Here is a 21,183-nt window from a genome sequence, read left to right on the forward strand (position 1 = left end):
GTAACAGGGCCATTGGCACCCGGCCAGTCTGTTTTATTCACTGGACGAACGTGTGCGTTCGTGGTGCGCCATCAGTTGATGGCGTTGCCCAGTACCGTGTGAATCCGCTCGGCGATATGCGCCGCATGGGTTTCCAGGGCGAAGTGGCCGGTGTCCAGCAGTTCCACCACCGCGTTGGGGTTGTCGGTTTTATAGGCGTGCGCACCTGGCGGGATGAAGAACGGATCGTTCTGGCCCCAGATCACCAGTGTCGGCACTTGCGTGGCGTTGAAGAAGGCCTGGAATGCCGGGTAGAGCGTCAGGTTGTTACGGTAGTCGAGGAACAGGTCCAGCTGGATCTCGTCGTTGCCGGGACGCTGCATGAGCAGTACGTCGAGCATGTAGGCTTCCGGCGCCACCCGCTCGGGCTGATTCACACCATGCAGGTACTGGTAGCGCGTGCCTTCGAGGCTGATCACGGCGTTGCGGATCACTTCACGGTTGGCTTGGCTCGGCTCGGCCCAGTAGGTACGAATCGGCGCCCAGGCATCGCCCAGGCCTTCCAGGTAGGCGTTGCCGTTTTGCGACACCAACGCGCTGACCCGTTCCGGGTGCGCCACCGCCAGGCGCAGACCGACCGGCGCACCGTAATCGAAGACGTACAGGGCGTAGCGGCTCAACGCCAACGCCTCGACAAAATGCCCCACCGTGATCGCCAGGTTATCGAAACTGTAGAGGTAATCGCGTTCGGCCGGCACCTCGGTAAAGCCGAAACCCGGCAAATCCGGGGCGATCACCCGGAATCGCGTGGCGAGTAAAGGGATCAGGTCGCGGAACATATGCGACGAACTGGGGAAGCCATGCAGCAACAACATGACCGGGGCCGACGGAGCACCGGCCTCACGGTAGAACATGCGTACGCCGTCGACATCAACGTGACGGTAATGGATGACGGGGGCTGGAGTGGTCATGAGGTCCGTACCTTAGTAACTAGATTAAGTTGATTTACGGGTTACCGTTTTTAAAAACTGCGCCTGAATAGGTAACCTGTCAAACGTTTTATTCAGGTTACAAAATCATTTTCTGTAACTACCCTTGAGAAGAAATACAGGTTACGATCCGCAGATGCTCAAGAGGATCCGCCATGACCACCCACGTACTTCCGGAACCCTATGTCCTTGCCGATGACCCGGTACTGGACATGCTCAATACCCGCGCCAATGTCGACGGTGAGCCCTTTGAGTTCTGGCAGGCCGACGCCGATGTCGAGCGCTGGCTGGTGCGCTTGGGCTGGGTGGAAGAGGGCGAGGTGCCAGCGTTTGACGCGGGGGCTTTACTGGCGACGGCCAGGACGCTGCGGGAAGTGATTCGAGTGTTGCTTGAGGCACGCAAGGCGGGCGAGCAGGCCGACCCCGCCGCGCTCAATGGGTTTTTGCGCAAGGCGGTCAGTCATCCGCAGCTCAGCTGGCCGGCGCCGGGTGAAGTGCACCTGGTGCGTCAACGCAAACGGCAAACGCCGGAGCAGTTTCTTTCACCGATTGCCGAAGCGGCTGCCGTCTTGCTGGTGGACGCAGATTTCAACTTGATTCGCACCTGCGAGCATCCCGATTGCGTGTTGTGGTTCTACGACCGTACCAAGGCGCATAAGCGTCGTTGGTGCAGCATGGCGTTGTGTGGCAACCGTCATAAAGTCGCCGAGTTTCGCAAGCGCAAGCTGGGTTAGGCCTCGCTTTCACGCGCCAGCAATTGCTGCTTGCGCTCCACGCCCCAGCGGTAGCCGGAGAGCTCGCCATTACTGCGTACTACGCGGTGACAGGGGATTGCCACCGCGATGCTGTTTGCACCACAGGCCTGGGCCACGGCGCGGAAGGACTTTGGCGCGCCGATGCGCTCAGCGATCTGCGCGTAGCTGGCCGTGCTCCCCGGAGGAATCTCACGCAAGGCTTGCCACACCCGCTCCTGAAACGCCGTGCCGCGCAGGTCCAGCGGCAGGTCCAGGCCGAGCGCGGGCGCTTCGATAAACCCCACGACCTGTGCGACCAACTGTTCGAAGCGCGGGTCGGCGCCGACCAGCTCGGCCTTGGGAAACTGATCCTGCAGGTCGCGCACCAGTTGGTCCGGGTCATCCCCCAGCAGAATCGCGCACACGCCACGGGTGCTTTGTGCCACCAGGATCGCACCCAGCGAGCACTGCCCGACGGCAAACAGAATCGCGTTGTTAGTGCCGCCGGCCTTGTAGTCACTGGGCGTCATGCCGAGCAATTGATTGGCCGATTCATAAAAACGGCTGTTGGAATTGAAGCCTGCGTCATACAGCGCATCCGTCACCGAGTGCGAGCCCTTGAGGCCATCGCGTACTTTGCGTGAACGATGGGCACTGGCGTAGCCCTTGGGGGTCAGGCCGGTGATGGCTTTGAACACGCGATGAAAATGGAAGGGGCTCAGTTTGGCGTGCGTGGCCAGCATGTTCAGGCTGGGCGGGGTGTCGGCCTGTTCGATATGGCGGCAGGCGTTGGCCACCAGTTGCGCATGGTGCGCCGCAAGCTGGGTCTGGTCCCCGGCCGCGCGCTTGCTGGCGCGATAACCCGCGGCTTCGGCCTGTGCCGGGGTGTCAAAGAATTCGATATTTTCCGGGCGCGGCAAGCGTGAAGCGCTGCTGGGGCGGCAGTACACGCCGGTGGTCTTCACGCCGTAGACGAACAGCGCATCGGCCTTGGGGTCGCGGGCGAGAATGGCTGCCCAGCGCGGATCTTGTTCGATACTCATGGTCGGCACTCTTGACGGTTCCTGGCCAGATTAGTCATGCCGTGAACCCATGGCACTCTGAAGCTTGCGGTCAAATCAGCCGGCGGTGCGAAAGGTCAGGTTGATGCGTTGCGGCCCCATGACCGGGTGCACGCCGTCCTTGATCGGCATCACACCGTGAAAACGCAGGCGGTCCACACCGCCCCAGACCACCACGTCGCCATGGAACAGCGAGACTTTCTGAGCCTTGGCACTGCGCTCATGCCCGCCAAACAGAAAAATCGCCGGTAACCCCAGCGACACCGACACCACCGGTTCGCTGTAGCGGCGCTCGTTCTTGTCCTGGTGCAGGGACATCTTTGCACCCGGAACATAACGGTTGATCAGGCAGGCGTCGGGGGCAAAGTCGACAAAGCCGGCGTCTGCCGCCGCCAGCACAGCCAATTGCCGCAAGGTGTCCGGCATGTGCGGCCAGGGCTGCTGGGTGCGCGGGTCGAGTGGTGAGTAGCGGTAACCGGAAGTGTCGGTGGTCCAGCCCAGGTCGCCGCAGCTGCTTAATGCGGCCGACATAGTGAAGCCACCGGGTGTGACCATTTGCCGGAAGGGTGATTGAGCCAGCACCTGCCGTAACTCCGGCAGAAGGCGCTCAATCCAGGGCAGGGCGTAGCCCCTGAGCACGTAGGACTGTTCGCCAATTTGTTCGCGCCCAGCGGGTTGCTGCAAGGCGTCATCGGCGAACAGGTCAGCGGTGGGGCCGGGCATCGGCTTACAGCGCCTTGCTCACATTGATGTCGGTGATTTCATCACTGGCATCGTGAATCTTCGCCAGGGCTTGCTTGGCTTCTTCGACGCTGTTGGTCTGCAGTTGAGCGAACTCAAAGCGGCGTTCGCCGTTGAGCTTGTACTTGATCACGTATTTGGTGGTGGCAGTCACGGCTATTTCCTTTGGATGGCGGATCAGCTCAGCTTGGAGCTGGTACGACGCACAATGCGGATCTTGTGGGACAGCGCGGGTTTGCGGGTCACGCTGATGGCGCGGCGCGTGACGACGTCCAGGGTGATGTTCCAGAAACCGGTGCTCGGCGCGGTGATTTTGGCTGGGAATTTGTCAAATGCGCCACCGTGGTAAGTGTGGCGGCCGCCGTTCTTGAAGCTGCGAAAATTCGCATCGCTCATCAGACGAATATTACAAGTCTGCGAGCATTCGATGACAACAATGTCTCCCTCGTTGAGGTGCTCGCGCTGGTGGATGAATTTCATTGGGGGTGTCTCCAGAAGGGCTTTTTCTGAAAAATCAGAACGATACGTAGGTTAAGATGGAGTTTATCAGCCCCAGCGCGTTTATTATCGGCCCGTCTTCAACGACGTCGACAATTTAAAACAGTTATTTACCGAGTTATCAGGGATAAATCCTACGTGGGCGGGAGAAAAATACCATCCCCGCTGTCGTAGGGTCTTTATCGGAGGTTTTATATGAAGTGGAGTGTGTTGGTTCTGGCCCTGGCGATTGGTGGGTGTGCTTCGGTTGCAGATATCAAGCAGACCCCGCCGACCTTGGCGGTCATTTCCGGGAAGAAACCTCAGGAATACGCCGCGTGTGTGGTACAGAAACTGTCGGCGACCCGCCGGCCGCCGCAGATCGAACCGCATAAGGACGGTGGCGTGCAGGTGATCGTGCCGCAAAAGTTTTCAGCCGACCCATCGGCGATTTTTGAAATTGATGAACGTTCCAGCGGTAGCAGCATCAAGCTCTACGAGAGCATGTCCAATGTGCCGATCCGTCCGGGTGACGTGAAAAAGGCTGGCGAAGAGTGCATTTCCGGCTGATACAGCGCGCTTCAACCGGGACTCGAATCCGATAAAAGAGCCTGGCCCCGCACGCGTGGGGCCGGGCTTTTTTTATGACACGTTTTGAGTGTTGTCGCGACGGGCTCATTCCCCTACCATTTGTAGGCTTATGCCATAAACGCCTAAGCTTATAACTATAAAATTGAGGGTTGATGATGTCTCTGGGACGAGTGCTGATGGGCAGTGCGCTGATGTTGCTGTTGGGCAACGCTCACGCGCTGGAGGGGAAGAAGATCTTTGCCGAGGGCGGCTCGCAACCGGGCGCCATGCCCTGCGTCGCCTGCCATGGTGCCGATGGCGCGGGTATTGCCGCAGCGGGTTTCCCCAGGCTGGCGGGGCTGCCGGCGGCGTATGTGCGTAAACAACTGGAGGACTTCAAGCGCGGCAGTCGCGTCAATCCGGTGATGCAGCCGCTGGCGAACGCCCTCACCGACGCTGAAGTCGAAGCCGTCAGCGAGGCGCTGGCGGCGATGCCGGCCTTTGTCCCCGAACCGATCCAGCGCAGCGAGATGCCCCTCGGTGCTGCGCAAAAGCTTGCACAGCAGGGCGCGTGGGAGCGACAGATTCCGCCATGCGCCAGTTGCCATGGCCCCGCCGGTACGGGGGTAGGCGACGCGTTTCCACCGCTGGTGGGCCAGCCCGCAGCCTACCTGGCCGCCCAGTTGACGGCGTGGCAAAACGGAACTCGTCACAATGACCCGAATGACTTGATGGGCCACATCGCCAAATCCCTCACACCGGAGGAAGTACAGGCCGTGGCCGAGTATTTCGCGTCGCTTAAACAGGAGGCCAAGCCATGAGCCCGTTTATGCATGGCTTGGCGCTGGCGGCGTACGGTCTGTCGTCAGCGTATGCCGCCACGATTGCCATGGAAGATCAGTCGCAGTTGCCGCCATCCGCCAGCCACGCGGCGGTCGCTCAATTCCAACCGCCTCAAGAGCGCGATCTGCCTGACAACGCCTACGGCAAGCTGGTCAAGCAAGGCTACGCGCTGTTCGTGGATACCAAGCGCTTGGCGCCGACATTTGTCGGTAACGGACTCAATTGCAGCAATTGCCATCTGGATCAGGGCCGGTTGGCCCATTCGGCGCCATTGTGGGCGGCGTACCCGATGTACCCGGCCTATCGAAAGAAGAATGACAAGGTCAATACCTTCGCCGAGCGGTTGCAGGGCTGTTTCCAGTTCAGCATGAACGGTGGCACCCCGCCGGCTGCTGATAGCCCCGAAATTACCGCACTCTCCGTGTATGCCTACTGGCTGGCGAGCAAGGCACCTTTGGGCGTGGAGTTACCGGGCCGTGGTTACCCGGACGTGGTCCAGCCGGCCAAGGGTTATGACCTGTCCCAAGGTGGGCAGGTGTACAAAGAGCAATGCGCCGTCTGCCACGGTGCCGAGGGGCAGGGCCAGAAGGTGGGTGACAGCTACGTAATGCCACCGCTCTGGGGTAAGGATTCCTACAATTGGGGCGCGGGGATGCACCGTATCAATACGGCGGCGTCTTTCATCAAACACAACATGCCGCTGGGCAAGGGTGGCAGCCTGAGTGATCAGCAAGCCTGGGATGTGGCCGCCTACATCAACAGCCGCGAACGGCCGCAGGATCCGCGACTGGTGGAGGGTTCCGTGGAGAAAACCCGGGTTAAATTCCATGCCAATGACGGGATCAATCTTTACGGCCAAACCGTAGAAGGCGTGCTGATTGGGCAGGGCATCCGTTAAACTCTCGGTCAATCAATGCAAAAATGCCGCGCAAACTCTCGGTTTGTGCGGCATTTGTCTTTTTAGGGAAGTCTTTCATGAAGCGTGAACACGTCAGGGCGCGCCAGGCCGAAGGCCAGATATCGGCCACTCACATCATCCAGAACCCAGCCGACCTGGGGGAGTGGATCGTTTTCTTCAAGAAAAGCGGCGGCCGCAGTTTTTTCCTGGTAGACGATCAGGATGAAGTCGAGTCTTTCCCGCGTCTGGATGAACTGGTGGAGACTATCCGTGGCCTGGGAATCAAGTTTGCCGATATTCAGCTGTAGGCGTAACGCTTACTTGCAGACCACCACCACGCTGCGGCTTTTGAAGTTGCCCACATCCTGGCCGAGGGTCTTTTCACTTTCCTTGAGCGAGGGTGTGCCTTCGGTGCCGACGATACGGTAGCCGGTGCCCGCACACGAAGCGTCAGCCTTTTCGTAGCAACTGGCCCAGGAATTGGCTTCGCCCGAGCAGTCGATGGTCAGGCCTTGTTCGCCGTTTTTCAGGAAGACGTCGGAAGTGGTGGTGCACCCGGCCAGGGTCAGTACCGCGGTCAGTGCCAGAATCTTGTTCATATAGGTTCATCATCGAGGGTGTTGGAGGGGCGCTGACACTGTCGTGGGGCGTTCCGGCGAGATTATAGCGAACTGCCATCTACGTACAGACAAACACAAAAAAGCCCCGTTCATCGGGGCTTTTTTCGCAGAGCGTTGACGCTTACTTGCCCTTGGGCCGTTTGCTCGATGCGTGGCCCGCTTCATCCACAAACACTTCGGCTACGGCAATAGCCTGGCTTTCGCTCGCGAATGCGCCAGCGACGCTGTCGCCGTGGAAGTTGATCAGGTGCCAGCCGTCCGCTCGCTTGGTGATCAGGTAGCCGTTCACGCCTTTTGGTTCTGACATCTATCAAGTATCTCGTGGTCTGGTTCAAGGGCGTAATGATAGCGCCAAATGTCGCGGGGCTGCGCAAGTTATTCTCGGTCAGTGTTCTGAGCCTGAAAGCATGCTAAAAAGGTTGCAGCCCTCTGAAAACACGAGGTGCAGGCATTTTTTGCCGTGCCGGTGAACATTCCCTCAACAACGTGAGCGGAACTTACGCCGACATTTTTTCTCTATGATGACATCGCAACGCCAGCAGGACCCATTGTAAGGTGACTGCGGCCTGATTAGACTGCGCCGAATTCCGTACGCACAGCCCTTTGTAAGGACTCATATGATCAAGAAATGCTTGTTCCCAGCAGCCGGTTACGGCACTCGCTTCTTGCCAGCGACCAAGGCCATGCCCAAAGAGATGCTGCCGGTGGTGAACAAGCCACTGATTCAGTACGGCGTCGAAGAGGCACTGGATGCCGGCCTGAACGAAATCTCCATCGTGACCGGTCGTGGTAAGCGCGCACTGGAAGACCACTTTGACATCAGCTACGAGCTGGAAAACCAGATCAAGGGCACCGACAAGGAAAAATACCTGGTCGGTATCCGCAAACTGCTCGACGAGTGCTCGTTCTCCTACACCCGTCAGACTCAGATGAAAGGCCTTGGCCACGCCATCCTCACCGGCCGTCCACTGATCGGCGACGAGCCGTTCGCCGTGGTACTGGCGGACGACCTGTGTGTGAACCTGGAAGGCGATGGTGTGCTGACCCAGATGGTCAAGCTCTACCAGAAATACCGTTGCACCATCGTTGCAGTGATGGAAGTGAACCCGACCGAAACCAACAAGTACGGCGTTATCGCCGGTGACGACATTGGCGATGGCCTGATCCGCGTACGTGACATGGTTGAAAAACCAGCACCGGAAGACGCGCCTTCGAACCTGGCGATCATCGGTCGTTACATCCTGACCCCGGATATCTTCAAACTGATCGAAGAAACCGAGCCAGGCAAAGGCGGCGAGATCCAGATCACCGACGCCCTGCTCAAGCAAGCCAAAGACGGCTGCGTGATTGCCTACAAGTTCAAGGGCCAGCGTTTCGACTGCGGCGGCGCTGAAGGCTACATCGAAGCGACCAACTTCTGCTACGAGCACTTCTACAAGACTGGCAAGGCTTACTGATTCACGGTAAACGTCGCCTGCTCTGAAAAAGCCACCTTCGGGTGGCTTTTTCGTTTTTCAGCCCCATCTAAGTCGGTATGCTGATGTCCTGCCGAGGAGAGTGAAATGGCCTACGATTTTGACCTGTATGTAATTGGCGCCGGTTCCGGCGGTGTTCGCGCGGCGCGCTTTGCCGCAGGCTTTGGCGCCAAAGTGGCAGTGGCGGAAAGCCGCTACCTGGGTGGCACCTGCGTGAACGTCGGCTGCGTGCCGAAAAAGCTGCTGGTGTACGGCGCACATTTTGCCGAAGATTTCGAACAGGCCAGCGGGTTTGGCTGGTCTCTGGGCGAAGCGAACTTTGATTGGGCGACCCTGATCGCCAACAAGGATCGTGAGATCAACCGTCTCAATGGGATCTACCGCAACCTGCTGGTGAACAGCGGCGTAACCCTGCATGAAGGGCATGCGCGCCTGGTTGATCCGCACCAAGTCGAGATCAACGGCGAACGTTTCACCGCCAAGCACATTCTGATCGCTACCGGCGGCTGGCCGCAGATTCCGGAGATTCCGGGACGTGAACACGCCATTGGCTCCAATGAAGCGTTCTTCCTCAAGGCGTTGCCCAAGCGCGTGCTGGTCGTCGGTGGGGGTTACATTGCCGTCGAGTTCGCGGGGATCTTCCATGGCCTGGGTGCCCAGACAACCCTGCTGTATCGCGGCGACCTGTTCCTGCGCGGCTTCGACGGTGCGGTGCGCACGCACCTGAAGGAAGAGTTGACCAAGCGCGGCCTGGACCTGCAGTTCAATGCCGATATCGAACGCATCGACAAGCAGGCCGACGGCAGCCTCAAGGCGACGTTGAAAGACGGCCGCGTGCTGGAAGCCGACTGTGTGTTCTACGCCACCGGGCGTCGCCCGATGCTGGACAATCTGGGGCTGGAGAACACTGGCGTCAAACTCGACAAGCGCGGCTTCGTTGAGGTGGATGACCAATACCAGACCGCCGAGGCATCGATCCTGGCCATTGGCGACGTGATCGGTCGTGTGCAACTGACACCGGTTGCCCTGGCCGAAGGCATGGCTGTGGCGCGTCGTCTGTTCAAGCCTGAGCAGTATCGCCCGGTGGATTACGCGATGATTCCGACGGCGGTGTTCAGCCTGCCGAACATCGGCACCGTAGGCCTGACCGAAGAAGAAGCGAAAGAGCAGGGCCATAAGGTACAGATCTTTGAAAGCCGTTTCCGGCCAATGAAGCTGACCCTGACCGAGTGCCAGGAAAAGACCCTGATGAAGCTGGTCGTCGACGCCGACACCGACAAAGTGCTGGGTTGCCACATGGTCGGCCCGGACGCGGGTGAGATCGTGCAAGGCCTGGCGATCGCGCTCAAGGCCGGCGCGACCAAGCGGCATTTCGATGAAACCATCGGCGTGCACCCTACGGCGGCGGAAGAGTTCGTCACCCTGCGCACGCCTGTGGCGGGCTGATCAGGCGTTGGGGGTTGCCTCGGGCGCCGCCGCAACGGTGGCTGCCAGGCGCAACGCCTCGATACTTGCCTGGGCCTTGATCAGCTCAAGCTCCAAGGTCTTGTTGGTGTGCTGGTGTTCGGTCAGCGCCTCCTGGCGTGACTGGCTCTCCAGCACTGCCACCCGCAGGCGTTCCTGAAGCAGGGTGCGTTCGTTATCAATCAGGCCGACCTGTTCACTTAGCTTGAGCTGTTGGGCCTGATCCTTGCGGGATTGCTCCTGCAGCGCCGTCAATTCCTTCGCCGTCACCCGATGCTCGATCAGCAGTCGCTCATTGTCGCGATGCAGTTGGGTGATTTCATCCTGGCGCACCATGGCGCTCTGCTGTGCCTGGCGCAGCTCGGCCTGTACCTGCTGCAATTGGCCTTCGTGGCGGCGCTGTTCCTGTTCGCGCTGTTCCTTGATCGCATTGCGGTAATGCTCCAGGGCGTCGCGCGCATGCAGGTGCTTTTCTTCCAGCGAACGAATCTGTTCGTCCTTGTCGTTGATCCGTAACTCGTAATCACTGCACGCCTGGTTAAGCCCGGCGTTACGGGTTTGTTCGGTCTGCAGGCTGGTAGTGGCGGTTTGCAGGGCGGCGCTTTCTTCTGCCAGGGCTGCGGCCTGGATATCGAGTTGTTGCTGGAGTTGGCTTTGGGCGGCTTCCAGCGCCTCTACTTGGGCGAGCAGGGCGGTCTTTTGTTGCTCGAACTGTGCCAAGGCCAAGTCGATTGGCTCCTGGGCTTTCTCTTTCAGGCGTTGAGCCAGTCGCGCCACCAGCTCGCCAAGCTCGTCGTCGATCGGTGCTTCGGTGATGGTGACGCGGGTTTCGCTCTCATCCAGCTCCTTCAAATAGCGATGAATCGTGGTTTTCGAGCCCGTGTTGCCCATCTCGATGCGTACAGCGTCGATGCTGGGGTTCTCGCCGCGGGCGAGGATCGCCAGGCGTGCCGTTTGAACTACTGCTTTATTAATGCCGCCGCGAGCCATGGGGTCTCCGTCGATTTCGTAGTGTGGTACATGGTATGTATATACGTACTATATCACGGATAAAAAGCCGTTGAAATTCATCAATTAACAGATGGGATATTGGCGTATTATCCCGTGTCATACGCATTTAACCGGCACATACACCTGCCAGCAGTACACAAAGGCCTCCCATGAGCGATCTGGATCGTTACCTCAACGCCGCCACCCGCGATAACACCCGCCGCAGTTATCGCGCGGCCATCGAGCACTTCGAAGTGAGTTGGGGCGGGTTCCTGCCGGCGACCAGCGATAGCGTGGCGCGCTATCTGGTCGCTCATGCGGGGGTATTGGCAGTGAATACCTTAAAGTTGCGGCTCTCGGCCCTGGCGCAGTGGCATACAAGCCAGGGCTTTCCCGACCCGACTAAAGCGCCGGTGGTGCGCAAGGTCTTAAAGGGCATCCGCGCCGTGCACCCGGCGCAGGAGAAGCAAGCCGAGCCTTTGCAGCTCAAGCATCTGGAGCAGGTGGTGGCGTCTCTTGAGGTTGAGGCGACAGCGGCAACGCAGGCGCAGGATCAGCCCCGATTGCTGCGCGCCAAGCGCGACACGGCGCTGATCCTGCTGGGGTTCTGGCGCGGCTTCCGTAGCGATGAGCTGTGCCGCCTCGACATCGAACATGTGCAGGCGACGCCCGGCGCCGGGATCAGCCTGTATCTGCCGCGCAGCAAAAGCGACCGTGACAACCTCGGCAAGACCTACCACACCCCGGCACTGTTGCGGTTGTGTCCGGTGCAGGCCTACAGCGAATGGCTCAGCGCCTCGGCCCTGGTACGCGGCCCGGTGTTTCGTGGCATCGATCGCTGGGGCAACCTGGGGGAGGAGGGCTTGCACCCCAACAGTGTGATCCCGCTGCTGCGCCAGGCGCTGGAGCGCGCCGGCATCCCTGCCGAGCAATACACCAGCCATTCATTGCGCCGTGGCTTTGCGACTTGGGCGCATCGCAGTGGCTGGGATTTGAAGTCGTTGATGAGTTACGTCGGCTGGAGCGACATGAAATCCGCCATGCGCTATGTTGAATCCACGCCCTTTATTGGCATGACCTTGGCGACCCAGCCGCTGCTTTGAGATTTCTTCTATTAATACAGTCACCTGATAGGGAAAACCAATCGTCAGCATCAGGTTTGCCAATGAGCCATCCGCCGAGAGAGTGGGTAGGATTCACTTCATCAACTTCTTCACCCCTTTTACAAACCTGACGGAGAGTCAACGATGCCTATCATCAACAGCCAAGTAAAACCGTTCAAAGCGACCGCCTACAAAAACGGCAACTTCGTAGATGTGTCCGACGCCGACCTGAAAGGCAAGTGGTCCGTTGTGTTCTTCTACCCAGCCGACTTCACCTTCGTTTGCCCAACCGAACTGGAAGACCTGGCTGACAACTACGCCGAATTCCAGAAGCTGGGCGTCGAAATCTACAGCGTGTCCACCGACACTCACTTTGCCCACGCTGCCTGGCACAACACTTCGCCAGCCATCGGCAAAATCCAGTACACCATGATCGGCGACCCAACCCTGACCATCTCCCGCAACTTCGACGTACTGATCGAAGAAGCTGGCCTGGCAGACCGCGGTACTTTCGTGATCAACCCAGAAGGTCAGATCAAGATCGTTGAGCTGAACGACGGCGGTGTTGGCCGTGACGCTTCCGAGCTGCTGCGCAAAATCAAGGCTGCCCAGTACGTCGCTGCCCACCCAGGCGAAGTGTGCCCAGCCAAGTGGAAAGAAGGCGAAGCCACCCTGGCTCCGTCCCTGGACCTGGTCGGCAAGATCTAAGTCTGTGAAGTCTCAAGGGCGGGAATCCGCACTTAAGTAAGCTGCATCCGCCCTCAAAACGCCCGGGCGAGATTCGCTCGGGCGTTTTTTTGTCTGCAATAAACCGAATGAACAGGAAATCGCCCGTATGTTGGACGCCAATCTTAAAGCTCAGTTGAAGTCATACCTGGAACGGGTCACCCAGCCGATCGAGATCGTCGCCTCCCTCGACGACGGCGCGAAATCCCAGGAAATGCTTGCCCTTTTGCAGGATGTTGTCAGCCTCACTACGCTGATTACCCTGAAAACCGATGGTGATGATGCGCGCAAGCCTTCGTTCTCCATCAACCGCCCGGGTGCCGATATCAGCCTGCGTTTTGCCGGCATTCCCATGGGCCATGAATTCACTTCGCTGGTGTTGGCCCTGCTGCAAGTCGGTGGCCACCCGTCGAAGGCCAGTGTCGAAGTGATTGAACAGATCCGCGCCCTTAAAGGCGAGTTCAGCTTCGAGACGTACTTCTCGCTGTCCTGCCAGAACTGCCCGGACGTGGTCCAGGCGCTGAACCTGATGGCCGTGCTCAACCCGAACATCCGCCACGTCGCCATCGACGGCGCGCTGTTCCAGGCAGAAGTCGACGAACGCCAGATCATGGCAGTGCCCAGCGTTTACCTGAACGGTGTGAACTTCGGCCAGGGCCGCATGGGCCTGGAAGAAATCCTCGCCAAGCTCGACACCAGCGGCATTGAAAAAGCCGCCGAAAAAATCAGCGCCAAAGACGCCTTTGATGTGCTCGTCGTCGGCGGTGGCCCAGCCGGTTCGGCGGCGGCGATCTACGCCGCACGTAAAGGTATTCGTACCGGCGTCGCTGCCGAGCGCTTTGGTGGTCAAGTGCTGGACACCATGTCCATCGAGAACTTCATCTCGGTACAGGAAACCGAAGGCCCGAAACTGGCCAGCGCCCTGGAAGCCCACGTACGCCAGTACGACGTGGACATCATGAACCTGCAGCGCGCCAGTAGCCTGATCCCGGCGAAAAACGCCGGTGACCTGCACGAAATTCGTTTCGAAAGCGGTGCGACCCTCAAGTCCAAAACCGTGATCCTCGCCACCGGTGCCCGCTGGCGCGAAATGGGGGTGCCGGGTGAGCAGGAATACAAAGCCAAGGGCGTGTGCTTCTGCCCGCACTGCGACGGTCCGTTGTTCAAGGGCAAGCGTGTGGCGGTGATCGGCGGCGGTAACTCCGGCGTTGAAGCGGCCATCGACCTGGCCGGTATCGTCAGCCACGTCACCTTGCTTGAGTTCGACAGTAAATTGCGCGCCGACGCCGTGTTGCAGCGCAAGCTCTACAGCCTGCCGAACGTTGACGTGATCACCAGCGCGCTGACCAGTGAAGTCAAAGGTGATGGCCAGAAAGTTACCGGCCTGGCCTACAAGGATCGCGACAGCGGCGAGTTCAAGACCATCGACCTGGAAGGGATCTTTGTGCAGATCGGTTTGCTGCCCAACACCGACTGGCTCAAAGGCACCGTGGAACTGACCCCTCGCGGCGAGATCATTGTCGATGCGCGTGGCGAAACGTCACTGCCCGGTGTATTCGCTGCCGGTGACGTAACAACGGTGCCGTACAAGCAGATCGTGATTGCGGTGGGTGAGGGCGCCAAGGCTTCCTTGAGTGCGTTCGACCATTTGATCCGCACCTCCGCTCCGGCGTAATACCGAGCCCGGAAATGAAAAACCCCATGAGCGATCATGGGGTTTTTTCGTTACAGCGGTGCGGGCTGGATAATCTCGACCCAGTAGGCATCCGGGTCCTTGATGAACGCCAGGCTCTTCATGCGGCCATCGCTCAGGCGCTTCTGGAAATCGCAGCCCAGGGCTTCGAAACGTTCACAGGCCGCGACAATATCCGGCACCGAGATGCAGATATGGCCAAAGCCACGTGGGTCGGTATTGCCGTTGTGGTAGGCGAAGTCGGCGTCGTTTTCGGTGCCGTGGTTGTGGGTCAGTTCCAGGATGCCCGGGATCGACTTCATCCACTGGGTGCGCTCGGCGGCGTCGGCCGGGATCTGGGATTTGTCCACCAGGGCCAGGAAATACAGGCTGAATTCGGCTTCCGGGAAGTCACGCTTTTCAACCAGGGAAAAGCCCAGGACGCGCGTGTAGAAGTCCAGCGACTTAGTGATGTCCTTGACCCGCAGCATGGTGTGGTTGAACACGAAGTTGGCGGTGGCGGTGTCAGGTTGGGCAGTGACGCCCGGGAAAGTGTTCAGTTCGTGCAGGCTCATGGGCCCTCCAGAAAAAATGGGGCAAACGCGGCTCTAAGACGTGAGCGGTTCCTTGGCTTGCGGCTGGCATCCGTGCAGCCGGGCCATGATACGCAAGGCGCGCCCCCGGCGCCAAATGAAAAAGCCCACGCAGGCCTTGCGACCCATGGGCCTGGGGCTCAAACTTTGGCGCTTGAACCTTGGGTGTTTTTTGTCATGATCGAACGTCGTAAACCGCTGTTGAGTGCTGTGTGTTTGCTGTTGGCCAGCCCCTTCGTCATGGCCGCCGACCCTGAAATTCATTGGCCCAGCGGCTGGCAAGTCGAAGAAGTCGTGGCGGATGGAGAAGCGCCAGCCACACCACGGCCCGTGTCTCGGCAGCGCGCGATCAAGAATGATGAAAATGGCGCGACCTTGATGGTCATCGAACTGACCGGCACGCCCATTGAGCCGGGCCATAAGGTTAATCTCCCAGGTGTATTGCTGGAGATGCGCAAGTCCATCCAGAAAGATTTTGCCCAGGGGGGGTATCAAAGTGTGTGCAGCAAGATGCACCCTACAACCTTGAGTCGCCTTGAAGCACTGGAAACTACTTGTGTGATTACCGAAAACGGCCGTCACGTGCTTTCACAAACATTGGTGGGTGCGGTCGATACCGATAACGCCTATGTTTTTTCATACGCCGGTCAGGCGCAAGCGTACGACGCCAGCAAGGACGAAGTCAGTTCGGTGCGCGATAGCCTGAAACTTTAAGTATGTAATGCCCGTGGGTTCTGAACATGATGAAACGTTATTTAAGTTCGGTTTCGAACCATTGAAATGAAAAAGAAATGAAAAAGCCCCGCCTAGGCGGGGCTCTTTGTTAGTGCAGTGCAATCAGCCGCGAAGCCAGGAGTCTACAGTGGCGGCGCCGTACTGTTCTTTCCAGGCCTTGAGGCCGCGATGGTTGCCACCTTTGGTTTCGATCAGTTCACCAGTGTGCGGGTTCTGGTAAACCTTGACCACGCGAGCGCGGCGCTGTTTTGGTGCGGCAACGGCAGCAGCACTGGACTTGCCCGGGTTTGGATCAAGGATGGAAATGATGTCGCGCAGGCCTTTGCCATAGGTCTTCATCAGGGCTTGAAGCTTTTCTTCGAATTCGATTTCTTTCTTCAGGCCGGCGTCGTTCTTCAGGGATTCCAGCTGGGCAAGCTGTTCTTGAAGGGCTTTTTCTGCTGCGCGAAATTCGGCGAGTCTGGACAAAATCTGTACTCCAATAGTGTATTTGGCTGATATCAACTGCAGACAAAGCTATAAGCCAAGCGCTTTAAGGCGACCCAAGAAAGAAGTCGTCCCGCGAATTCTGCACAGGCAGGAAAAATTGTAGTAGTTAATCCGCTACGAGTAAATCATGTCTTTTGTCTAAATAAGATTATTTCAACACCGGTAGTGCATGGCTATTCAATGGCCGACCAGGGATTTAATAAATTCATTGCACGGTAATGGCTTCCCGAACAGGTAGCCCTGCAGGAAATCCACGCCCTGGGCCGCCAGGTATTCACACTGTTCAGCGGTTTCCACACCTTCGGCGACGATACCCAAGTCGAGCTTCCCGGACAGTTCTATGATGCTGTCAAGAATATGCCCTGATAGTGCATCTGCGCCGATCATGGCGACAAAACTCTGGTCGATTTTCAAATAGTCCACATTGAAATTACGCAAGTAACCGAGGCTGGAATGCCCGGTGCCGAAGTCATCAATGGCAATCATCACGCCCAGTTGATGCAACGCATCGAACAGGCGACGGGTGATGTCGGTGGGTTCGATCAGCTCGCGTTCGGTCAACTCCAGCACCAGTGTCACCTGGCCTACAGGAAAGGCGGCGAGGAACTCACGACAGTCATCCACCAGTGCCAAGTCCTGGCAGTGGCGCGCGGTGATGTTCACGCCGATATGGAATCCAGGGCGGAACCGCGCCGCGTGGGGCGCCAGTTGTGCAGCGGTCTGACGCAATAGGGCGCGAGTCATGGGGACGATCAGGCCCGAATGTTCGGCCAGCGGGATAAACAGGTCGGGGCGTACCAGGCCTTCTTTAGGGTGTTGCCAGCGCATCAATACTTCGCAACCGGCCCACTCACGGGTATCACCGCGTACGACCGGTTGGAAATACGGAATGAATTCATGGGCACCCAACGCCCGTTGCAGTTCATGGGTCGGCGCCGAAGAGCGCTTTTGCAGCCAATGGGCCAACACGCCCGCCAGCACGCCAAAGAACACCACCAGGCTGAACAGTGCCGGGTATCGGGCCTGCATATACCGCCAAACTTCGCCGGCCGGCATGCCTGCGTCGACACTGTAGTGAAACCGCTCGGACGCCAGGCGATGATGGGCCACGGCGAATACGGGCACCTGCGTGTCGTGCACCTTTCCATCCGCCCCCAGCCAATTCGGGCCAACCTGCAGCACCAGGTCGGCGTAACGGCTGATTAGGCGCAGCGCGTTGGTCAGGTGGTAACCATCAATCGAAGCAAAGGCGGCCTTGTCGCCGTCGACCAGCCGGTAGACCAGCAATGCCGTGTCCGGCGTCACCGGGTTGCCATTCATCAGCCATAAGCGGCCATCCACATAGTCGTCCGGGTTGACCGGCGACGCATAGGTGCCGCCGAACAGCGAACTGCAGTAGATATTTTTTTGCCAGGACAAAGTGGTCGCCCGCACGAACGGCCGGCGCGTGACCTGTTCGCGCAGCGCCAACTGCGCAGCGTCATCACAGGGTCGTCCCGCCAATGGCAGCAAGGCCTGGGCGGCGAGGGCGGTGTTGTCGAGCATCAGGTCGAATTGGCGCACGGCTTCCTGCGCCGTCTGGGCGGTGCTTTGTTGCAGGGTGCGTTCGGCTTGCCAATGCAGAATGACCACCCCGAGTGCAATCGGCAGCAGCGCACTGAGCGCGGTGATCACGTTGCGAGTGGCGCGTTTTCGCGGGCCGTTGACGGTGAGGGGCATGAAGTGAACGGCCTGTTGCAGGATCAGATTCAATTGATGATAGAGGTCCAGGCCAAAATAAGCTCGCGGTACCTAGCGTTTAGCCAGTAGCTGCCACTACCACGCCAAAGCTTGGGCAATGCGAATGAAGGCGAGGGCCGCAGGGGACGCGTGCCGCCGATCCAGCACGGCCAGGCCCACCCGGCGCGGCACACGCGGTGACAGCGCGCGCTGTACATAGCGTTGATCGCGCCAAATTGGCAACGATGACTGCGCCACCACGCTCACGGCATCGCCGCGACCCACGGTTTCCAGGGTGCTTAGCAACTGCGAGCAGCGAAAACGCACGTTAGGGGTCAGCCGCGCCTCGTTGAACAGCCGCAGCACCAATTCAGACGAGCCGGCCTCAGTCAGGGCAAAGGGGTCGTTGCACAATTCCTTGAGGCTGACCTGCTCGCGGGCCGCCAGCTTATGGTCGGCCGGCAGCAGCGCTACCATCTGGTCCTCGAACAGCGCGAAGGTGTCGAAACGTTCCTGTTCCAGTACCACAAAGCCGATATCAATCCGGCGTTCGTCGAGCCATTGCATGACTTGCCTGTCCGGCCCTTCGTCCACATGCACTTCGATGCCGGGATACTCCAGGCGAAACCGGTTGAGGATCTTCGGCAGCAGGTAGGTCGAGGACGTCGGTCCGAAGGAGCCGATGCGCAACGTCCCGCGTTTCATGCCCCGAGCGTCCGCGGCCTCTTGTTGCAGTGTATTGGCCAACCCCAGCATCGCGCGGGCGCGTCCCAGCAATTGCGCGCCGATATCACTGAGTTCCACCTGGGCCTGGTGCCGCCTGAACAATGCCACGCCCAGTTCCTCCTCCAGCCCCTTGATCGCATGGGACACCGCCGATTGGCTGATGCCCAGGCGGTGGGCGGCGCTGGTAAAACCTTGCAGCTCGGCCACCAGGGAGAATATTTCAAGTTGAGTCAGGGTCATGAGTGAAAGCTCATTTTACGATGACTCTGTATTACCAGAACAATGGGCTAACCCTCAAGCCATTAGAGCCACCGCCCGTGTATTCAACCTCGGATCGCATCACTTACTTCAAGTTGGCCGCCGTCACCATGATCTGGGGCGGTACCTTCGTCGCCGGTCGCTACCTGAGTGAGGCGGTTGACCCTCTGCTGGCGGCCAGCCTGCGCTTTTGCCTGGCCAGCCTGGCATTGTTGGTGTTCATGGGGGGCGCACGTATTCCCTTGGCGCGCCCAAACCCGCGGCAGGCCGCACAATTGCTGGTGCTGGGTTTTTTCGGCATCTTTTTCTACAACCTGTGTTTCTTCTACGGGTTGCAGTACACCAACGCGTCACGCGCCTCATTGATCGTGGCCCTGAACCCGGCGGTGATTGGCTTGGCGTCCTGGTGGTTATTCAAGGAGCGCCTGAACGGCATCAAGGTCATGGGCATTGCCTTATGCCTGGCGGGCGCCGCCGTGGTCATCATCAGCCGCAACCCGCAGTTGCTGGGCGAAGGGGCCGGCAACTGGCGGGGCGATCTGCTGATCTTTGGTTGCGTGGTGGGGTGGGGCATCTACTCGTTGTTTTCCCGCGAACTGAACCAGAGCCTCGGGCCGCTGCAGACGGTCACCTGGTCAATCCTGTTGGGCACCCTGATGCTGACCGTGACCTCGCTGATCACGGGCCGTTTTAGCGTCGAGGCCATTGGCCAACTGCATTTTTCGCAGGTCATGAGCCTGTTGTACCTGGGTGTGCTGGGGTCGGCGCTGGCCTATATCGGCTACTACGATGGCATCCGACGTATCGGCGCGACCCGCTCCGGGGTATTCATCGCGCTTAACCCACTCACGGCCGTGATCTTTGGCGCCTTGCTGCTGAGCGAACAGTTGACCGCGCCAATGCTGATCGGCGGTGCGGTGATCCTGCTGGGCATCTACCTGTGCAACAAACCCCTTGCGCAGGCCAAGGCAATGGGGATTTGATAAGAGTACGGACAAACACTGTTACGCTGTGTAGAATCGATTTACGCATACAAGAATATGGACTTGCGCTCACGCAAGCCTAAGCCGTCAGAGACCGATGACATCATGAAGCTACTCGGCTCCCCCCTCATCTTTGGTGACTTCCTCGCCCGCAGCGTGCGAGGCCTCTCCTGTGCGCCGCCTGTGCACCTCATCCTTGCTGGCAATTGAATCCGTCACTACAAGAATGATGAGGCGCCAAATCATGGCAGATCTATACGAAAACCCAATGGGCCTGATGGGCTTTGAATTTATCGAATTCGCGTCGCCGACGCCGGGCACCCTGGAGCCGATCTTCGAGATCATGGGCTTCTCCAAGGTCGCGACCCACCGCTCCAAGAATGTGCACCTGTACCGCCAGGGCGAGATCAACCTGATCCTTAACAACGAGCCCAACAGCATCGCCTCCTACTTTGCGGCCGAGCACGGCCCGTCGGTGTGCGGCATGGCCTTCCGCGTCAAGGATTCGCAAAAAGCCTACAACCGTGCCCTCGAGCTTGGCGCCCAACCGATCCACATCGAAACCGGCCCGATGGAACTGAACCTGCCGGCGATCAAGGGCATCGGTGGTGCGCCGCTGTACTTGATCGACCGTTTCGGCGAAGGCAGCTCGATCTACGACATCGACTTCGTCTACCTCGAAGGCGTGGAGCGCAACCCGCAAGGCGCAGGCCTGAAGGTCATCGACCACCTGACCCACAACGTCTATCGCGGGCGCATGGCCTACTGGGCCAACTTCTACGAGAAGCTGTTCAACTTCCGTGAAGCGCGCTATTTCGATATCAAGGGCGAGTATACCGGCCTGACCTCCAAGGCCATGAGTGCGCCGGACGGCATGATCCGCATCCCGCTGAACGAAGAGTCGTCCAAGGGCGCCGGGCAGATCGAAGAGTTCCTGATGCAGTTCAACGGTGAAGGTATCCAGCACGTGGCCTTCCTCTCTGACGACCTGGTCAAGACCTGGGACGCGTTGAAGAAGATTGGCATGCGCTTCATGACCGCACCGCCGGACACCTACTACGAAATGCTTGAAGGCCGCTTACCGAACCACGGCGAGCCGGTGGATCAACTGCAAGCGCGCGGCATCCTGCTGGATGGCTCGTCCGTTGCAGGCGACAAGCGCCTGCTGCTGCAGATCTTCTCGGAAACCCTGATGGGCCCGGTGTTCTTCGAGTTCATCCAGCGCAAAGGTGACGATGGCTTTGGCGAAGGCAACTTCAAGGCGCTGTTCGAGTCCATCGAGCGCGACCAGGTGCGTCGTGGTGTATTGGCCACCGACTAAGCAAGCGTAAAAAAGCC

At 59.0% G+C, this 21,183-nt stretch carries 25 protein-coding genes; 13 read left to right on the forward strand and 12 right to left on the reverse strand.

Translation table 11 applies throughout. The features are described 5' to 3' along the window. Nucleotides 1-71: 71 nt before the first annotated feature. Complete coding sequence (locus tag K7431_RS00895; RefSeq protein ID WP_012724156.1) at nt 72-950, reverse strand: alpha/beta fold hydrolase; 879 nt, start codon at nt 948-950, stop codon at nt 72-74. Nucleotides 951-1,123: 173 nt separating this feature from the next. Between K7431_RS00895 and K7431_RS00900 the strand changes: the two genes are divergently transcribed. Then, nucleotides 1,124-1,702 (forward strand): CGNR zinc finger domain-containing protein, encoded by a 579-nt coding sequence (locus K7431_RS00900; protein ID WP_012724157.1) that lies wholly within the window; start codon nt 1,124-1,126, stop codon nt 1,700-1,702. Here K7431_RS00900 and ada read toward each other — a convergent pair. The 4 genes from ada to K7431_RS00920 all read right to left on the reverse strand — a co-directional run bounded on the left by ada (nt 1,699) and on the right by K7431_RS00920 (nt 3,984). Next, nucleotides 1,699-2,745, reverse strand: coding sequence for a bifunctional DNA-binding transcriptional regulator/O6-methylguanine-DNA methyltransferase Ada (gene ada, locus K7431_RS00905; RefSeq protein WP_043205335.1), 1,047 nt, complete (start codon nt 2,743-2,745; stop codon nt 1,699-1,701). The two genes, K7431_RS00900 and ada, sit on opposite strands and share 4 nt — an antisense overlap. Nucleotides 2,746-2,820: 75 nt before the next feature. Beyond that, nucleotides 2,821-3,486 (reverse strand): DNA oxidative demethylase AlkB, encoded by a 666-nt coding sequence (gene alkB / locus K7431_RS00910; protein WP_012724159.1) that lies wholly within the window; start codon nt 3,484-3,486, stop codon nt 2,821-2,823. A gap of 4 nt (nt 3,487-3,490) precedes the next feature. Then, entirely contained in the window at nt 3,491-3,658 is a 168-nt protein-coding gene (locus K7431_RS00915; protein ID WP_012724160.1) for a hypothetical protein, read from the reverse strand. Nucleotides 3,659-3,681: 23 nt separating this feature from the next. Continuing rightward, nucleotides 3,682-3,984: a DUF1883 domain-containing protein gene (locus K7431_RS00920; RefSeq protein WP_003191319.1), complete on the reverse strand. Its 303-nt coding sequence runs from the start codon at nt 3,982-3,984 to the stop codon at nt 3,682-3,684. Between the two features lie 213 nt (nt 3,985-4,197). On the opposite strand from K7431_RS00920, the gene K7431_RS00925 reads away from it, so the two are divergent. The 4 genes from K7431_RS00925 (at nt 4,198) to K7431_RS00940 (ending at nt 6,600) form a co-directional block, all read left to right on the forward strand. After that, complete coding sequence (locus K7431_RS00925; RefSeq protein WP_012724161.1) at nt 4,198-4,551, forward strand: hypothetical protein; 354 nt, start codon at nt 4,198-4,200, stop codon at nt 4,549-4,551. Nucleotides 4,552-4,724: 173 nt separating this feature from the next. Further along, nucleotides 4,725-5,372, forward strand: coding sequence for a c-type cytochrome (locus tag K7431_RS00930; protein ID WP_043205336.1), 648 nt, complete (start codon nt 4,725-4,727; stop codon nt 5,370-5,372). Next, a complete protein-coding gene (locus tag K7431_RS00935) occupies nt 5,369-6,292 on the forward strand; it encodes a c-type cytochrome (protein ID WP_012724163.1) in 924 nt (307 codons plus the stop codon). Before K7431_RS00930 ends, K7431_RS00935 begins: the two co-directional genes overlap by 4 nt. Nucleotides 6,293-6,369: 77 nt before the next feature. After that, nucleotides 6,370-6,600, forward strand: a complete 231-nt coding sequence (locus K7431_RS00940; protein ID WP_012724164.1) for a hypothetical protein — start codon at nt 6,370-6,372, stop codon at nt 6,598-6,600. Between the two features lie 9 nt (nt 6,601-6,609). Here K7431_RS00940 and K7431_RS00945 read toward each other — a convergent pair whose 3' ends face one another. Both K7431_RS00945 and K7431_RS00950 read right to left on the reverse strand, forming a co-directional pair. Next, nucleotides 6,610-6,891 carry a hypothetical protein gene (locus K7431_RS00945; protein ID WP_012724165.1) on the reverse strand — a complete coding sequence of 94 codons (282 nt, stop codon included), beginning with the start codon at nt 6,889-6,891 and terminating at the stop codon, nt 6,610-6,612. 142 nt (nt 6,892-7,033) lie between these two features. Further along, on the reverse strand, nt 7,034-7,219 hold the full coding sequence (locus K7431_RS00950; protein ID WP_012724166.1) for a hypothetical protein: 186 nt from the start codon (nt 7,217-7,219) through the stop codon (nt 7,034-7,036). 310 nt (nt 7,220-7,529) lie between these two features. Between K7431_RS00950 and galU the strand changes: the two genes are divergently transcribed. Beyond that, the gene (gene galU / locus K7431_RS00955) at nt 7,530-8,369 is read left to right on the forward strand and encodes a UTP--glucose-1-phosphate uridylyltransferase GalU (protein ID WP_003173830.1); all 840 of its coding nucleotides are present in this window, start codon (nt 7,530-7,532) and stop codon (nt 8,367-8,369) included. A gap of 105 nt (nt 8,370-8,474) precedes the next feature. Then, nucleotides 8,475-9,833 carry a glutathione-disulfide reductase gene (gene gorA / locus K7431_RS00960; RefSeq protein WP_012724167.1) on the forward strand — a complete coding sequence of 453 codons (1,359 nt, stop codon included), beginning with the start codon at nt 8,475-8,477 and terminating at the stop codon, nt 9,831-9,833. Here the strand turns inward: gorA and K7431_RS00965 are convergent, their stop codons facing one another. Continuing rightward, complete coding sequence (locus tag K7431_RS00965) at nt 9,834-10,841, reverse strand: DNA-binding protein (RefSeq protein ID WP_012724168.1); 1,008 nt, start codon at nt 10,839-10,841, stop codon at nt 9,834-9,836. Between the two features lie 170 nt (nt 10,842-11,011). On the opposite strand from K7431_RS00965, the gene K7431_RS00970 reads away from it, so the two are divergent. The 3 genes from K7431_RS00970 (at nt 11,012) to ahpF (ending at nt 14,345) form a co-directional block, all read left to right on the forward strand. Next, a complete protein-coding gene (locus K7431_RS00970) occupies nt 11,012-11,944 on the forward strand; it encodes a site-specific integrase (RefSeq protein ID WP_012724169.1) in 933 nt (310 codons plus the stop codon). Nucleotides 11,945-12,088: 144 nt separating this feature from the next. Further along, nucleotides 12,089-12,652 carry an alkyl hydroperoxide reductase subunit C gene (gene ahpC / locus K7431_RS00975; protein ID WP_010210361.1) on the forward strand — a complete coding sequence of 188 codons (564 nt, stop codon included), beginning with the start codon at nt 12,089-12,091 and terminating at the stop codon, nt 12,650-12,652. 127 nt (nt 12,653-12,779) lie between these two features. Next, the gene (gene ahpF / locus K7431_RS00980) at nt 12,780-14,345 is read left to right on the forward strand and encodes an alkyl hydroperoxide reductase subunit F (RefSeq protein WP_012724170.1); all 1,566 of its coding nucleotides are present in this window, start codon (nt 12,780-12,782) and stop codon (nt 14,343-14,345) included. A 50-nt stretch (nt 14,346-14,395) separates the two neighbouring features. On the opposite strand, the gene gloA is transcribed toward ahpF, so the two are convergent. Next, nucleotides 14,396-14,917, reverse strand: coding sequence for a lactoylglutathione lyase (gloA, locus tag K7431_RS00985; RefSeq protein ID WP_012724171.1), 522 nt, complete (start codon nt 14,915-14,917; stop codon nt 14,396-14,398). 195 nt (nt 14,918-15,112) lie between these two features. Between gloA and K7431_RS00990 the strand changes: the two genes are divergently transcribed. Then, nucleotides 15,113-15,649, forward strand: coding sequence for a DUF4946 domain-containing protein (locus K7431_RS00990; RefSeq protein WP_012724172.1), 537 nt, complete (start codon nt 15,113-15,115; stop codon nt 15,647-15,649). A 123-nt stretch (nt 15,650-15,772) separates the two neighbouring features. On the opposite strand, the gene K7431_RS00995 is transcribed toward K7431_RS00990, so the two are convergent. The 3 genes from K7431_RS00995 to K7431_RS01005 form a co-directional block, all read right to left on the reverse strand. Beyond that, nucleotides 15,773-16,138, reverse strand: a complete 366-nt coding sequence (locus K7431_RS00995) for a histone-like nucleoid-structuring protein, MvaT/MvaU family (protein WP_012724173.1) — start codon at nt 16,136-16,138, stop codon at nt 15,773-15,775. A gap of 198 nt (nt 16,139-16,336) precedes the next feature. Beyond that, a complete protein-coding gene (locus K7431_RS01000) occupies nt 16,337-17,878 on the reverse strand; it encodes an EAL domain-containing protein (RefSeq protein ID WP_043206247.1) in 1,542 nt (513 codons plus the stop codon). 96 nt (nt 17,879-17,974) lie between these two features. After that, nucleotides 17,975-18,844 (reverse strand): LysR family transcriptional regulator, encoded by an 870-nt coding sequence (locus K7431_RS01005; protein ID WP_012724175.1) that lies wholly within the window; start codon nt 18,842-18,844, stop codon nt 17,975-17,977. A 77-nt stretch (nt 18,845-18,921) separates the two neighbouring features. Between K7431_RS01005 and K7431_RS01010 the strand changes: the two genes are divergently transcribed. Together K7431_RS01010 and hppD are read left to right on the forward strand one after the other, a co-directional pair. Then, nucleotides 18,922-19,845 carry a DMT family transporter gene (locus K7431_RS01010; RefSeq protein ID WP_043205338.1) on the forward strand — a complete coding sequence of 308 codons (924 nt, stop codon included), beginning with the start codon at nt 18,922-18,924 and terminating at the stop codon, nt 19,843-19,845. Between the two features lie 244 nt (nt 19,846-20,089). Continuing rightward, nucleotides 20,090-21,166 (forward strand): 4-hydroxyphenylpyruvate dioxygenase, encoded by a 1,077-nt coding sequence (gene hppD / locus K7431_RS01015; RefSeq protein ID WP_012724177.1) that lies wholly within the window; start codon nt 20,090-20,092, stop codon nt 21,164-21,166. Nucleotides 21,167-21,183 lie beyond the last annotated feature (17 nt).

The sequence above is a fragment of the Pseudomonas fluorescens group sp. genome (assembly GCF_020093335.1).
Lineage (GTDB): Bacteria > Pseudomonadota > Gammaproteobacteria > Pseudomonadales > Pseudomonadaceae > Aquipseudomonas > Aquipseudomonas petroselini.

Coding starts and splice junctions, on each gene's coding strand:
- K7431_RS00930 (WP_043205336.1), top strand. CDS start 4,725: ATGATGTCTCTGGGACGAGTGCTGATGGGCAGTGCGCTGATGTTGCTG.
- ahpC (WP_010210361.1), top strand. CDS start 12,089: ATGCCTATCATCAACAGCCAAGTAAAACCGTTCAAAGCGACCGCCTAC.
- K7431_RS00935 (WP_012724163.1), top strand. CDS start 5,369: ATGAGCCCGTTTATGCATGGCTTGGCGCTGGCGGCGTACGGTCTGTCG.
- K7431_RS00970 (WP_012724169.1), top strand. CDS start 11,012: ATGAGCGATCTGGATCGTTACCTCAACGCCGCCACCCGCGATAACACC.
- K7431_RS01000 (WP_043206247.1), bottom strand. CDS start 17,878: ATGCCCCTCACCGTCAACGGCCCGCGAAAACGCGCCACTCGCAACGTG.
- galU (WP_003173830.1), top strand. CDS start 7,530: ATGATCAAGAAATGCTTGTTCCCAGCAGCCGGTTACGGCACTCGCTTC.
- gloA (WP_012724171.1), bottom strand. CDS start 14,917: ATGAGCCTGCACGAACTGAACACTTTCCCGGGCGTCACTGCCCAACCT.
- K7431_RS00965 (WP_012724168.1), bottom strand. CDS start 10,841: ATGGCTCGCGGCGGCATTAATAAAGCAGTAGTTCAAACGGCACGCCTG.
- ada (WP_043205335.1), bottom strand. CDS start 2,745: ATGAGTATCGAACAAGATCCGCGCTGGGCAGCCATTCTCGCCCGCGAC.
- K7431_RS00925 (WP_012724161.1), top strand. CDS start 4,198: ATGAAGTGGAGTGTGTTGGTTCTGGCCCTGGCGATTGGTGGGTGTGCT.
- K7431_RS00900 (WP_012724157.1), top strand. CDS start 1,124: ATGACCACCCACGTACTTCCGGAACCCTATGTCCTTGCCGATGACCCG.
- hppD (WP_012724177.1), top strand. CDS start 20,090: ATGGCAGATCTATACGAAAACCCAATGGGCCTGATGGGCTTTGAATTT.
- K7431_RS00895 (WP_012724156.1), bottom strand. CDS start 950: ATGACCACTCCAGCCCCCGTCATCCATTACCGTCACGTTGATGTCGAC.
- ahpF (WP_012724170.1), top strand. CDS start 12,780: ATGTTGGACGCCAATCTTAAAGCTCAGTTGAAGTCATACCTGGAACGG.
- K7431_RS00945 (WP_012724165.1), bottom strand. CDS start 6,891: ATGAACAAGATTCTGGCACTGACCGCGGTACTGACCCTGGCCGGGTGC.
- K7431_RS00920 (WP_003191319.1), bottom strand. CDS start 3,984: ATGAAATTCATCCACCAGCGCGAGCACCTCAACGAGGGAGACATTGTT.
- gorA (WP_012724167.1), top strand. CDS start 8,475: ATGGCCTACGATTTTGACCTGTATGTAATTGGCGCCGGTTCCGGCGGT.
- alkB (WP_012724159.1), bottom strand. CDS start 3,486: ATGCCCGGCCCCACCGCTGACCTGTTCGCCGATGACGCCTTGCAGCAA.
- K7431_RS00940 (WP_012724164.1), top strand. CDS start 6,370: ATGAAGCGTGAACACGTCAGGGCGCGCCAGGCCGAAGGCCAGATATCG.
- K7431_RS00950 (WP_012724166.1), bottom strand. CDS start 7,219: ATGTCAGAACCAAAAGGCGTGAACGGCTACCTGATCACCAAGCGAGCG.
- K7431_RS00990 (WP_012724172.1), top strand. CDS start 15,113: ATGATCGAACGTCGTAAACCGCTGTTGAGTGCTGTGTGTTTGCTGTTG.
- K7431_RS01005 (WP_012724175.1), bottom strand. CDS start 18,844: ATGACCCTGACTCAACTTGAAATATTCTCCCTGGTGGCCGAGCTGCAA.